Origin of the sequence: Streptomyces sp. TLI_55 (assembly GCF_900206255.1) — a bacterium.
Taxonomy (GTDB): Bacteria; Actinomycetota; Actinomycetes; order Streptomycetales; family Streptomycetaceae; genus Streptomyces; species Streptomyces aquilus.
On record NZ_OAOJ01000001.1, the window covers coordinates 7,049,552 to 7,062,435 of the forward strand.

10 protein-coding genes are annotated in these 12,884 nt (G+C 72.1%); 5 read left to right on the top strand and 5 right to left on the bottom strand.

Annotation, left to right across the window (positions count from 1 at the left end; genetic code table 11):
• Nucleotides 1-52: 52 nt before the first annotated feature.
• From CRP56_RS32420 to CRP56_RS32440, 5 genes are all read right to left on the bottom strand, one after another.
• Nucleotides 53-853: a TIGR04222 domain-containing membrane protein gene (locus tag CRP56_RS32420; RefSeq protein ID WP_097270028.1), complete on the bottom strand. Its 801-nt coding sequence runs from the start codon at nucleotides 851-853 to the stop codon at nucleotides 53-55.
• 95 nt (nucleotides 854-948) lie between these two features.
• Nucleotides 949-1,728 carry a DUF4142 domain-containing protein gene (locus tag CRP56_RS32425; protein ID WP_097270030.1) on the bottom strand — a complete coding sequence of 260 codons (780 nt, stop codon included), beginning with the start codon at nucleotides 1,726-1,728 and terminating at the stop codon, nucleotides 949-951.
• Between the two features lie 93 nt (nucleotides 1,729-1,821).
• Nucleotides 1,822-3,129 carry a DUF692 domain-containing protein gene (locus tag CRP56_RS32430; RefSeq protein WP_097270032.1) on the bottom strand — a complete coding sequence of 436 codons (1,308 nt, stop codon included), beginning with the start codon at nucleotides 3,127-3,129 and terminating at the stop codon, nucleotides 1,822-1,824.
• Nucleotides 3,130-3,245: 116 nt separating this feature from the next.
• On the bottom strand, nucleotides 3,246-3,713 hold the full coding sequence (locus CRP56_RS32435) for a hypothetical protein (RefSeq protein WP_097270034.1): 468 nt from the start codon (nucleotides 3,711-3,713) through the stop codon (nucleotides 3,246-3,248).
• A gap of 4 nt (nucleotides 3,714-3,717) precedes the next feature.
• The gene (locus CRP56_RS32440; RefSeq protein WP_097270037.1) at nucleotides 3,718-7,692 is read right to left on the bottom strand and encodes a golvesin C-terminal-like domain-containing protein; all 3,975 of its coding nucleotides are present in this window, start codon (nucleotides 7,690-7,692) and stop codon (nucleotides 3,718-3,720) included.
• Nucleotides 7,693-8,000: 308 nt separating this feature from the next.
• On the opposite strand from CRP56_RS32440, the gene CRP56_RS32445 reads away from it, so the two are divergent.
• From CRP56_RS32445 to CRP56_RS32465, 5 genes are all read left to right on the top strand, one after another.
• Complete coding sequence (locus tag CRP56_RS32445) at nucleotides 8,001-8,534, top strand: hypothetical protein (RefSeq protein WP_097270039.1); 534 nt, start codon at nucleotides 8,001-8,003, stop codon at nucleotides 8,532-8,534.
• Nucleotides 8,535-8,578: 44 nt separating this feature from the next.
• Nucleotides 8,579-9,523 (top strand): hypothetical protein, encoded by a 945-nt coding sequence (locus tag CRP56_RS32450; protein WP_143664960.1) that lies wholly within the window; start codon nucleotides 8,579-8,581, stop codon nucleotides 9,521-9,523.
• A 70-nt stretch (nucleotides 9,524-9,593) separates the two neighbouring features.
• Nucleotides 9,594-10,871: a peptidoglycan-binding domain-containing protein gene (locus tag CRP56_RS32455; RefSeq protein ID WP_097270043.1), complete on the top strand. Its 1,278-nt coding sequence runs from the start codon at nucleotides 9,594-9,596 to the stop codon at nucleotides 10,869-10,871.
• On the top strand, nucleotides 10,868-11,629 hold the full coding sequence (locus tag CRP56_RS32460) for an ABC transporter ATP-binding protein (protein WP_097270045.1): 762 nt from the start codon (nucleotides 10,868-10,870) through the stop codon (nucleotides 11,627-11,629). Before CRP56_RS32455 ends, CRP56_RS32460 begins: the two co-directional genes overlap by 4 nt.
• On the top strand, nucleotides 11,626-12,882 hold the full coding sequence (locus CRP56_RS32465) for an ABC transporter permease (RefSeq protein ID WP_257041316.1): 1,257 nt from the start codon (nucleotides 11,626-11,628) through the stop codon (nucleotides 12,880-12,882). The genes CRP56_RS32460 and CRP56_RS32465 overlap by 4 nt, the downstream gene beginning before the upstream one ends.
• Nucleotides 12,883-12,884 lie beyond the last annotated feature (2 nt).

Consider the following 12,884-nt stretch of genomic DNA (forward strand, 5'->3'; position numbering starts at 1 on the left):
CGGTTGTTAGGGAAGGCAAGCACCGTTCGGCCGGTGTCGGCGCCAATGCCCCCTATGCGCCCCTGGTGTGCCCGGTGCGCCAGTGCTGCTCGCGGTCGGCGAAGGCCGCGCGCAGATCCGGTTCACCGACCGCGCGGACACCTCGTACCGCCACGGTCGTGAGGTACGTACGGTCGTCGCCGCCCGCGGTGCGGCGGGCCAGGGCGCCGAGCAGGCGCTGGCCGGCGGGGGAGGCCCAGCGGGAGTACGGGTGGACCTCGACGCGGGCGATGGCGAGGCAGCTCAGGGTGAGCGCGAGGGGCAGCGCGAACCAGAGGGCGATCAGCTGCCGCGGCATCTCCGACGGTGCGGGCGTCAGCAGCGCGGTCGCGCCCAGCGCGAGGACGACGAGCGCGGCGAGCTGCACCTGGCGCACGGCCGCCGCCACCGTCGTACGCGCCCCGTCCGGCACGGCGAGGCCCGCGCGGACGAGCCGGTCGGCGAGACCGCGCACCGGGGCCGCGGTCGCCGCCGCGTCCCGCGCCGGGGTGATGCGGGACTGGCCCTCCGGGCCGATCGCCCCGATGACCGAGCGCTCGATCTCGTCCCGGCCGCGAGGGTCGACGACCGTCGCCCAGCCGGTGTGCGCGAGCAGCAGTCGGCGCTGGCGCGCCATCGAGACCATGGTGAGGTCGGCGACCCGCCGGGGGCCGCCGGACAGGAACGCCGCCTCGTACAGCGTCAGATCGTGCCCATGGCCCGCGGCCACTTCTTCCGTGTCCACGGCCGCAGCCCGTACGGCGGCCAGGCACAACCGGGTACACGCGGTACCGGCGGCGGCCCAGGCCAGCAGGAGGAGAAGGACCCAGAACATGACGCTGTTCTATGCGAATCGACCGCGAAGGCGCCATGCCTTGTTCACAATCCGGACGGAGCGTTGCCGGTACGTGACCTTCCCCTTGGGGCCGTTCAGGGTTCGCTGGGCGGCGGGCTGGTGGCGGGTGGGGGCAGCGAGTACGTCGGGGACGCCGGTGGCGTGACCGGGATCGCCGGGGCCGGGTCGCTCGTCGGGCCGGGCGGGCCCGGGGTGTTGGTGATCGGGGGAGTGCTGCCGGAGACCATCTCCTGGGCCAGGGCGTCCCAGTCGACGTACCCGGTGGCCTCCAGGATCTTGATGTGGTCGAGGACGGTGGTGTTCGCGTCGTCGGCGAGGGCGCGGACCAGGGAGTTGCGGGTGGTGGCCCGCACCTGGGCGACGACCGAGAAGACCCTGCCGTGCGCGAGCCGCAGGATGTTGGCGAACTGCCGGTCGTACTCGACGCCTTGGGCCGAGCTCAGGGTGGCCAGCCACTGCTTCTGCTGGTCGTTGGGCTCGTTGGGGAGGGCGAGGCCGAGCTGCGAGGCCATGGCCCGCACCCGCTGGTCCAGGAACGTGTGCCCGTCGACGAGGTGCTGACCCGCGGTGCGTACGGCCTGTGTCGTGCCCTTCTGCAGGGCCTGCTGCCCCGCCGGCAGCTCCCACAGCCCGGCCAGCCGCACCTTGGTGACGAACTCCCGGTCGAGCGCCGACAGCGGGCCGTACCTCGTCGACACCGTCTGGGCGTTGAGCACGTCGACCGCCGTCCCGGAACGGTCGGCGTACGACCAGATCGGGAAGATCAGGGCCGCCAGGGTCGCCGCCAGGCCGGTGATGATGAGCCCGGTGCCACTGAAGATGCCTCGGCCTTTGACGGGGGGTCGGGGTCGCATGGTGCCTCCTGCTTGCGGCACCGCACGCCAGTGCGTTTCGGGTGCGCAGTTGGCATGTTACTTCGCGGTCACGTCGGCTGACGACCGTCCGCCTCAGCGGCGCAGCAGCACCCGCCGCGTCGCCCGCGCGAGGCGCACGCCCGGCCGGTGCGAGCGCGGCCGCGACCCCGACCGCTCCAGCCACCACTCCCGCAGTTCACCCAGCGTCCGCGCGTCCCGGACCGCCCCCGCTCCCAGCACGTACCCGGCGAAGTCCAACGCGTCCCTGCGGTACCCGCCGGTCATCGGGTGCCCGTGGGCATAGCCGAGGAAGGCGGCCCGGTACCCCGTGCCGAGGATCACCGGCAGTTCGGGCGCGACCTTCGCGACGACGTCCGCCCGCTTCCCGGCCAGCGCCCGCGCCTGCACCCCGAGCCGCACCCGGTCGAACCCCTCGGGCACGGGCGTCCCGGCGACGAGGGCGGACAGCAGCGCGGCCTGCGCGAGGGCGAGCCGCTGGCGGGCCGGGGCGGTGTCGGGCATGGAGGAGAGTCGGGTGGTGCGGGCGGCTTGCGTGCCCGGCGCGGCCCCCTGCTCCCGCCCCTTCTCCACCGCCCCCCGGATCGCCGCCAACTCCCCCTCCAGCTCGGCCGGTTCCGGGAAGTTCTCGTCCCGTTCCAGGAGGACCCCCGGCGGCGACACCCGGGAGGCGAGGTCGGTGAGGATGTCGAGGACCGGGCGGGGGACCGGGTGGGCGTGGCTGTCGTGCCAGACGCCGTCCCGCTCGAAGCCGCCCGCCACGTGGACGTAGGCGATGGCTTCCAGGGGGAGGTCGGCGAGGGCGGCGGCCGGGTCCTCGCCGCGGTTGACGTGGTTGGTGTGGAGGTTGGCGACGTCGATGAGGAGTCGTACGCCCGTACGGTCCGCCAGCTCGTACAGGAACTGCCCCTCCGTCATCTCCTCGTCCGGCCAGGCGATCAGCGCGGCGATGTTCTCCACGGCGAGCGGCACGGGCAGTGCGGCCTGGGCGATACGGACGTTCTCGCACAGCACGTCGAGGGCGTCGCGGGTGCGGGGGACCGGCAGCAGGTGGCCGGCCTCCAGGCGCGGGGAGGCCGTCAGGAGCCCGCCCGCCCGGACGAACGCGATGTGCTCGGTGACCAGGGGCGAGCCCAGCGCCTCGGCCCGCTCGGCGAGGGCGGTCAGGCGGCTCTCGTCGGGGCGGTCGGCGCCGCCGAGGCCGAGCGAGACGCCGTGCGGGACCACGGTCACCCCGCGCTCGCGCAGCCGCCGCAGCGACTCCGGCAGATGGCCGGGACAGGTGTTCTCGGCCACGACCTCGACCCAGTCGATGCCCGGCATGCGCTCCACGGCGTCCGCGATCTCCGGCCGCCAGCCGATCCCCGTGCCCAGTCGCTCCATGGTCCCCGTCCCCGTTTCCCCGTCGAGTGGCTTGCTCAGGTGCCCGCCGTGCCGTCCCCTTCGACGCCGTGCCGTTCCTGTGTGACGGGGGTATGGCCCCGAGGTCCGGAGCCGAATCACCCAGGGGGCGTCTTCAGAGCAACATTTGAGGTTGGGGCCGACGGGCAGCCGTCCAGCGGCCGGGCGGTGACGGTGCCGGTGCGGCCGGCGGTGTACGTGTAGCACTGGGCCCAGTCGGACGCGGCGACCTGCACCACGACGGTGGTGCCGGTCGCGGTCCGGACGACGGAACGGGGGCTTCGGGGACGGAGTACGGCGGCGATCTCCTGATCGGTCAGGGTGCCGTCGGCATCGGCCTTCTGGAGCCGGGCCCTGAGCCGCTCGGCGGCGGCGGTGACGGCGGCCCGGGCGTCGCGCTCCCGGTCCCGCCCGCTGTCCTGCACGGCCTGGAAGAACCAGACCAGCACGCCCGCGGCCACCAGCACGCCGACCAGCACGGCCGCGCCGAGACAGCCGGCCGACCGGCCGAGGAACCCGGCCGGCCCGCTGTCGCGGCGCGGCGCATGCCGCGTGGGGGACGTCACGCGGTCATGCTCCCGTATAGCCGATGGAGGTCAAGGCGCTCTCGACCACGTGCTCGTATCCGGTGGTGCCCGCGTTGTTCGGATGGAAGGCCTCGCGGCTCAGGCAGGTCTGACCGATGCCCGAGGCGGCGATGCACACGGCGTGCGGGTCCCCTTCGTGGAAGTCCCCGTCGCCGTTGGGGCCGAGCACGATCTTGTTGATCCACTCGTCGCTGTCGCAGCCGCCGTGGCCGACGAACGCCGAGACCGGATTGGCGTACGAGACGTCGTATCCGGCGGCGTGCAACTCGTCCACCTTGGCCTTCTGCGCGGTGTCCATGTAGTTGGCGAGGGTCGCCAGCGCGGCGGCCTCGTCGCCGTCGATGTACCAGGAGCCCGTGCACTTGACCGTGCGGCTGAGGATCTCCGGATAGCCGACGAGCAGGATCTTGGCGTTCGGTGCCTGCTGGGCGACGGCGGCCAGGGTGTTGCCGATGTCCTCCTTGGTCTGGTCGATCAACTTCTCGTACTTGCTGAGGAAGTCGCTGCCCGCGCAGTCCCCCAGGCCCGCGCAGTCCGTGACGGCGTTGACGAACGCGCCGTAGTTGTTGCCGCCGATGGTGAGCGTCACCAGGGTCGTGTCCTTGGTGAGGACGCCCGAGTCCACTTGGGGGATCTCCCGGAACTCGCCGTCGCCGGCCGCGATGTCACCGCTCTGCCAGTAACTGGTGTCGACGGACCCGTCGACCTGCCAGGTGTGGGCGCCGGAGCAGGCGACGAAGCCCAGTTCCGCGTCGGGGCTGTAGTTGTCGGACAGCAGGGACAGGCTCGCGGACTCGCCCGGCAGGACGAGCTTGCGGGGCCAGGCGTTGGCGCTGCGCCGGCAGGCGTCCCAGTCGACGGTTCCGTGGTCCTGGTCGGTCGACTTGTCGTAGGAGCCGGCGCCCTCGCCCGAGGAGTAGGAGTCGCCGAGCGAGGCCACGATGTGCCGCGGCTTGGCCGAGAGCCACTGGAAGCCGACGGCGTCCCAGGCCACGTCGTTGTCCGCCTGCCCCTCGGGGGTGTAGTTGGACAGCGTTACGCCCTGGAAATCGGAGCCGGCGGTGAAGTGGTAGATGCCCAGGCTCACCCACTGGTTGGCGTGGGCGACGGCGTTGATGATCCGGTTGTGGGTGGTGCCGTCGCCGAGGTGGATGGTGTAGACGGCCTGCTGGCTGCCGGAGCCGGTGTTGGGCAGATGCACCAGCACCCGGGTCCAGGAGGTGCGCTGGGTGTTGAGTTTCCAGGTGCCGGTGGCGGCCATCGCGCCGCTCGCGGTGCCCGGATCCGTGCCGGGATCGGACACGTTGGCCGTGGCGCCGTGGGCGTCGTCGCGGGCGTGGGCGTACCAGAAGTGGTCGCCGAAGCCACCGCCGATCTGGTGCAGGTCGCCCTTCGCTTCGTAATGGCCCGCGGAGTCGGCGTTGAAACGGAAGCCGAAGGTCCCGGCGTTGGTCCAGCCCGACTTGGCGCAGTTGTCGGTGAAGGTCGGGACGCTGCTCGACACGTCGTCCACGACGGTGAAGCCCAGATCGGAGTTGTCGCACATGGTGCCGGCGCCGTTGTTGCCGTTGCCCAGTTCGGTCCGGAGCGTCTTGTACGTCAGGTACTCGTGACCGCAGCTGTTCGGGCAGTCGACCTTCCAGGTGGTCTGGTTGGCGTGGTACCAGTGCGGTGGATCGCAGGTCTCGCCGAGGTGGTCGACCTCGCAGCGCGGCGGGTTGGCCGGGTCGCAGTCGTTGACGAGCGGGGCGCAGAACGTGTCGAGGTCCGGCTTGACCGAGGAGCGGTCGGCGTCGGTGCTCCACCAGGCGGCCGAGTAGCCCGCGGTGTTGCTGTCGTTGGCGGTGCCGTCGTCGGCGTAGGCGCGCCCGGTGTCGATCGGCCAGGCGCCCCAGCCGAGCACCTTCTCCTCGTACGACCAGTCCTGCGGATGCCCGGCGTCGGCGTAGGTGTTGCCGTCCAGGAAGGCGTGCCGGTCCGGCGGGTAGAGCGGGTTGGAGGGGTTGTTCAGCCAGCCCAGGCCCCAGTAGCCGGACGGGTTGGCCGGGATGTAGTAGTTGAGACCGGAGTTGTAGTCCCAGAGGGCGGCGAACCAGTTCTCCGGTGCCGCCGGGTCGTCGGTGTTGAGCTTGATCGCGCCCGGAGTGACGGCCGTGTCGTGCAGCTCGTTCCACTTCTTCTCGAGCGTCTGCGCGGCGATCGCGATGTTGGACGTGTAGTCCAGTGCGATGGCCCGCTGCTGCGCGGCCGGGAGCTCGTCCACGTCACCGGTCTTCATACCGTCGGTCTGCTGGCCGATGCCGTAGCCGCAGTCGGTCTTGGACCAGTCGATCTGCCAGTGGTCCTCAGGGGTCGCCGGATCGCTGGGATGGCCGTAGAAGCCGTTGGTGCTGGCCAGGGTGGAGCTGGTCTGGCCGGGCAGGGCACCGCCCTCGGCCTGCCACAGGTTGGACTCCTGGGCCAGTACACCGAGGAGCACCTGAGCGGGGATGCGTCCGCCGCTGGTGCCGGTCAGTCCCGGCAGCGGGAACATGCCCTGCGGGTTCACCGTGCCCAGTCCGTCGGCCGTACGCCATCCGCCCTGGCGGACGTAAGCGCTGGTGAGGTCGGACCGGATGGCCATGTCGGCGGCCCACTCGACCTGGTTGGGGGTGGGCTGGTACGCCTGCTGCGCCGGGTCGTTGCGCGGCTGCGAACAGGTGCGGTCGTCGTCGATCGTGCTCGTGGGGCTGCCGGCCGCCGCGGCCGACATCGTGGCCACGGACTTCGACGTGGTGCCGGAGCGGGTCAGGGCCGGTGAGGCCTGCTCGCCCGCGGCCTTGGCGCCGGGGGCGGCCGCACTCACGGTGAAGGAGATCTTCTTCCCGGTCGCGGGCACCTCGGTCTTGATCTTCAGCGGCGCCGCGGTGTTCCAGGCGGTCGCCGCGAGCGGGTCGCTGACGTGGCTGCGCAGGCTCGCGGACACGGCCTGGTCCACGGCGAGCGCGCCGGTCGAGGACACGTCGGCGTCCGCCGCGACCTTCAACTGCCGCACGGGCGAGGGAAGGTGTGTCACGGAGGTGGGCTTGCCGGTGAGGAAGACGCGGCCGGAGGTGCCGGCCGCCAGGCCCAGCGCGCCCGACCGGCCCTGGGCGAAGGTGGTGGTCCGGCCGGCCGCGCTGCGGCGGGCGCGGGCCCTGCCGTCCTTCTGGTCCAGGAAGTCGACGCCTCCCTGGGCGTCGACGTGCAGCCCGAAGGCGGGGCCGGTCGTGGTGGCGAGCTCGGTGGTGCGGTTCTTCCGGTCGAAGCCGATCAGCCGGCCCGCCGCCGCGCCGACGATGCCGTCGGCTGTGGGGACCGCCGAGGTGACCTGGACGTTCTCGGTCTGCCTGCGGACGACGGCACCGGTGGCGGTGTTCACCGTCAACAGCCGGGTCTGGTTGCGCTGTTCGTCACCCAGCTGGGTGAGCACGGCCGTCTCGCCGGTGCCGCAGCCCGGGTTGAAGTACCCGAGGGTGACCGTGTCGGCGAGCTTGGTGACCTTGCCGCTGGTCAGGTCGACGACGGCGGCGAAGCCGCCGCGCTCCATCAGCTCGGGGCTGTTGGTGAAGTCCCGGGGCGCGTAGACGACCACGGCCCGCTTGCCGGACCCCGTCACGCAGGCGTTCCCGATCCACAGGTCGGTGCCGAAGCCGGGCTCCGAGAGCGTGGCGACGGTCCGCCACTGGTAGGCCTTGCCGCTGTCGGCGGCCAGGACCCGCAGGGCGGAACCGTCACCGGCGACGGTCACCGCGCGGTCGGCGGACTTCCGCCAGTCCTTGGGCAGTTGCGTGTCCGGGGAGAGCACCTTCGACGCCCGGTCCTGGCCGGGTGCCTTGGGAGTGGGGTCGCTCGTGTCCGAGGACGCGGCGGTGGACGCGGGCGACCGGGAGGGTGGTGAGGCGAAGGCGGGACCGGTCTGGGTCAGACCGGTGACCACCAGTGAAGTGGCGAGGAGAGTGATGGACGCACGTGCTCTGTGTCTCAGCCTCAAGGGTCCTCCAGGGTCCCGATGGGCAGGCCTCATCCCCGTTGCGAGGGACGGAAGTTCCCGCAAGTGAAGGGTCAACGCGCGAGAAGTGACCTTACGTCACAAGGGAATTGGTGACCAGGAGACTCAAGTGCCGCAAGTTGCTTGGCGGTTTCTTTGGTGACCCTTGGTTGTTCCTGTCGGTCTCTGAAGACAATCCTGTAACTCGCCGACACCGCACAGAGTTTGCCTGCCTTCCTCACTGCAAAGGACGAGTCATGGTCCATGCTCTGCCCGCGTTCCGGAACATCAGCAGACGGGCGGCGGCCATCGGTCTCGCCGTCGTCACCTGTGCCGGTGTCACCACGTTCGCCACCGAGGGCCGGGCCCACGCGGTCACCGTCATCTACTCCTCCTCGCCCTGCATCTCCCGGGACTCCAGGGGCTTCGACCCCGACTGCGAGGCGGACCTCTTCATCAACTACAACTCGTCGCCCCAAAGCGGCGTCCAGCCGGCACCCGGCGCGATCGCCGACATGTACGGGGACATCTACGACTTCTCGGCAGGCCTGGACGGCAACGGGCAGTACGTCTTCGTCTTCAGCACCGGCGGCAGCCGCCCCGGTGCCGGGCAGCAGATCAAGAACAACGCCGCCTCCGCGGATCCCTGCGGTGTGAACAGCTACCGCATCTACTACAACTCCGGATACACCGGCCACTCCCAGTACTTCGGCTCCGACCGGTACTGCGACGGGGACTTCAATTTCGACTCCACGCTGAAGAACGAGGACGCCTCGGAGCACTGGTCCTGAAGACCCGTCATGGTCAGCGACTCGGTTGTCCACAAGGAGAGTTGATGCGTCGTCGGAAAGCCGTCCACCCCGTGGTGGCCGTCGCGGCGGCGCTGCTCGCCCTGGCCGCGTGCTCCCCGGACGGCGGGACCGGCACGCCCCGGGCAGGGGGTGCCACTCCCTCCGGGACCGGCGCCCCCGCCTGGCCCGCCGCGGTGCCCGCGTCGGGCCTCGCCAAGGGCCTGGTCCTGCCCATGGAGGCCTACATGGAGCCGTACGCGGACACCGTGGTCATCGACCGGGCCGTCGACCGGCTCACCACGCAGTGCATGAAGCGGTACGGCTACGCCTACACCGCTCCGGCCCGCGGCATGACGCCACCGCCCAGCAGCGACGACTCCAACATGCCGCGCCGCTACGGCATCACCGACGAGGACCTGGCCGCCAGGTTCGGCTACTTCCTCGGCGATCTCAACCAGACCCCGCCGCCGGCGCAGAAGCTCACTCCCGCGGAAACGGCCGTGCTCACCGGCCGACTCGCCATCGCGCGGGGCGCGAAGAAGGCCCCGGCGCGGATCGGCGGCAAGAGCATCCCCCAGGACGGATGCCTCGGCGAGGCGACCCGGAGGATCGGGCCGCGCATCGACGAGAGTCTGCCCAGCCAACTGGACTACGAAAGTCTGCGCCGTTCGCAGAGCGATCCCCGGGTGCTGGCCGTCGTCGGCGCCTGGTCCCGGTGCATGAAGGCGAAGGGCTACACCGTGGACAGCCCGCTGAACGCCGCGAACCTCACCCCCGACACCCACCACGGCCAGGCCGGGCAGGCGGACATCACCACGGCTCTGACCGACATCAAGTGCAAGCGGCAGACGGGCCTCGTCAAGACCTGGTTCACCGTGGAGTCCGCCCTCCAGCGCCGGCAGATCGAACAGCACCAGCTGGCCCTGAATCAGGTCAGGGAAAGGATCACCGCCGAGGTCAAGGCGGCGACCGGCGTACTGGGCCGCTGACGCGCGACACGACGGCGGAACCGTGCCCTACGGCGCCGACTCACCTTCACCGAAAGGGATCTGAGACTCCATGGGATCGCGTACGGCCCGGCGGCGGCGCGCCGTCGTGGTCGTGGCCGCACTGGCCGGACTGCTGTCGGTCGGCGGGCTGGCGGGATCGCGACTGGTGCGGTCGCCCTCGCAAGCGGCCGCGGACACCCGCCCGCCGGCGCCGAGCGTGATCACCGCGCCGGTGACGCGGCAGGTCCTGCGCTCCACCGTGGTGCTGCGGGGCACCTTCGCCGACGGCCGGACGGTGTCCGCCCAGCCGTCCTCGGTGGCCGACACCGAAGCTCCGTCCAGGCCCGCGCAGTTGATGGTCACCGGCGTGTTCACCCGGGTGGGCCGCTCCGTGCGGGCCGCCAGAGCGCTGGTGGAGTACTCGGGACGGCCGGTGTTCGCGCTGCCGGGAGCCGTTCCGGCGTACCGGGATCTGGTCCACGGCGAACAGGGCGGCGATGTGGAGCAGTTGCAGAAGGCACTGGTCTCGCAGGGCTACGGCACCGGCGGCGACACCGCGGGTGTCTTCGGACCCGGAACCGAGCAGGCGGTGCGCGAGCTGTACCGGCACCTCGGCTACCCCGTCCCCGTGACCCGTGACGCGAGCCCTCCCTCCGCCTCGGACGGCAAAGCCACCACCGGGGCGGACGCGTCGGCCTCCCCGACGCCCACGCCCCAGGACGAGTCCTCCTCCATCGCGCACGCCATGGTGCCCGCGTCCGAAGTGATCTTCGTGCCGTCACTGCCGGCACGGGTGGTGTCCGTCCCGGTCCAGGTCGGCGACCCGGTCAAGGGGCCGGTGATCACACTCGCCCGCGGCGGCCTGACGCTCACCGGGCAACTCGACCCGGCCCAGGCCGGCCTCGTCACCCCGGGGATGAAGGTCTCCGTGCTCTCGGAGGCCACCGGCGCCCAGGCGCGCGCCACCGTGGAGTCCGTGGGCGCCCTCGTCACCCCGGGCGACGGCAAGGCAGGCACGTCGGACTCCGGTACGGTGGCGGCCGCGGGCGGCGGAGCCTACCGGCCGCTCGCCGTCAAGCCGGACAAAGCATGGAACACGGCCTTCGCCGGCCAGGACGTACGCATCACGGTCACCGCCGCGGCGACCGCGAAGGCGGTGCTGGCGGTGCCCGAGGCCGCGGTCACGGCCGGCGCCGACACCCACACCTCGGTCACCGTGGTCACCGCGGCCGGAGCACGGCGGACCGTACGGGTGACGACCGGGGCGTCCGCGGACGGGCTGGTGCAGGTCATCCCGGCACGCGGCGCCGACCTGGAAGCCGGCGACCGGGTCGTGGTCGGGAAATGATCACAGGCCCCGAGGAGAAGACCCGCACCGCCCCGGAACCTTCCGCGGTGCTGCGGCTCGTCGGCTGCTCGAAGACCTACCCCGGCTTCCCTCCCGTGCGGGCGCTGCACCCGGTCGACCTGACCGTGCCGGCCGGCGACTACCTCACCGTGGTCGGCCCGTCCGGCTCGGGGAAGTCCACGCTGCTCAATCTGCTCGGACTGCTGGACCGCCCCACCTCGGGCACCCTCACCTTCGCCGGGGTGGACGTGGCGGGGCTGTCCGAGCGTGAGCGCACGGCGCTGCGCGGACGCCGTATCGGCTTCGTCTTCCAGGAGTTCCACCTGCTGCCGTACCGCACCGCGCTGGAGAACGTGGCACTCGCGCAGCTCTATGTCACCGACCGTGCCGCCGAACGGGTCCGCGCCGCCACCGACGCCCTGGAACGCGTCGGCCTCGGCCATCGCCTGGACGCCTCGCCCACCACTCTGTCCGGCGGTGAGCGGCAGCGGGTCGCCATCGCCCGCGCCCTGGTCAACGAGCCCGACCTGCTGCTGTGCGACGAGCCGACCGGAAACCTCGACTCCGTGACCGCCGCCGCCGTGATGGACCTGCTCGGCGACCTCAACGAGGCGGGTGTCACCGTCGTCGTCATCACGCACGATCCGGCGGTGGCCGCCCGCGCCCACCGCCGGATCACCATCCTCGACGGCCGCCTGTCGGCGCGTGACGAATCCGGCGTGCGCCCCCTCGCGACGGAGCGGACCGGCACCGCGTGAGCACGCTCCTGCCGGGCCGGAGCCGCCCCCGCACCCGGACACCGGTTCCCCCGGCCCGGCTGCACGCGCGCGACCTGCTCGCCGAGGCGCTCACCGGGCTGCTCCAGCGCCCCGGCCGGTCCATGCTGACCATGCTCGGCACCGTCCTCGGCGTGTGGGCCTTCGTCGCGGTGCTCGGTCTGACGTCCACCGCGACCGGGCAGATCGGCAAGTCCTTCAGCCTGCTGGAGGAGACCACCGTCACCGTCGACGACGCGGCCCCGGGCGGCGGGCGGGCCACCAGCTTCCCCGCCGACGCCGACGCCCGCCTCGGCAGGCTCAACGGGGTGGTGGCCGGCGGTCCTTGGTGGCCGGTCCCGGTGCGCGACCCGCGCATCTCGGCGCGGCCGGACGTCACGGGCGGGGGTGACCAGGGCGCCGACATCGGGGTGTACGCGGCCTCACCGGGTGCCCTGCGCGCCATGCAGCCCACCCTCGCCACGGGCACGCTCTACAACGCCTTCCACCAGACCCGGGGGGAACGGGTGTGTCTGCTCGGCCTGTCCGCGGCCCGGTTGCTGGGCATCAGCCGGCTCGACGGCGGTCCCGCGGTCTTCGTCGACGGTGTCTCGTACAGCGTGGTGGGCATCGTCGCGGACACCGAGCGGCTGCCGCAGACCCTGGTGGGCATGGTCATCCCCACCACCACGGCACTGCGCGAATACGGTGCCCCGCTCGACTCACCCGCTCAGGCACTGATCAGAACCCGCCCCGGGGCGGCGCAACTGGTCGCCCGGCAGGCGCCGCTCGCCCTGCGCCCCGATCGGCCGGACCTCCTCAAGGCGACCCCACCGCCCGACCCGCACGGCCTGCGGGACCAGGTCGACACCGATCTGTCCGGGCTCTTCCTGGCGCTGGCGGTCATCTGCCTGGTCGTCGGAGCCTTCGGTATCGCCAACACCACCCTGGTCGCCGTCCTCGAGCGGACGTCCGAGATCGGCCTGCGACGCGCCCTGGGTGCGCGCCCCCGCCACATCACCGCCCAGTTCCTCACCGAGTCCACGGCTCTGGGCACCCTCGGCGGACTGATCGGCACCTCCCTGGGTGTCGCCACCGTGCTGGGCACGGCGGTGGTCCGCGACTGGACGGCCGTGCTCCAACCCGCGGCCGTGCTGCCGGCCCCCCTCGTCGGCACCGTCACGGGCCTGCTCGCGGGCCTTTACCCCGCGCTGCGGGCGGCCCGGGTCGAGCCGCTCGCGGCGCTGCGCCGCTGAAC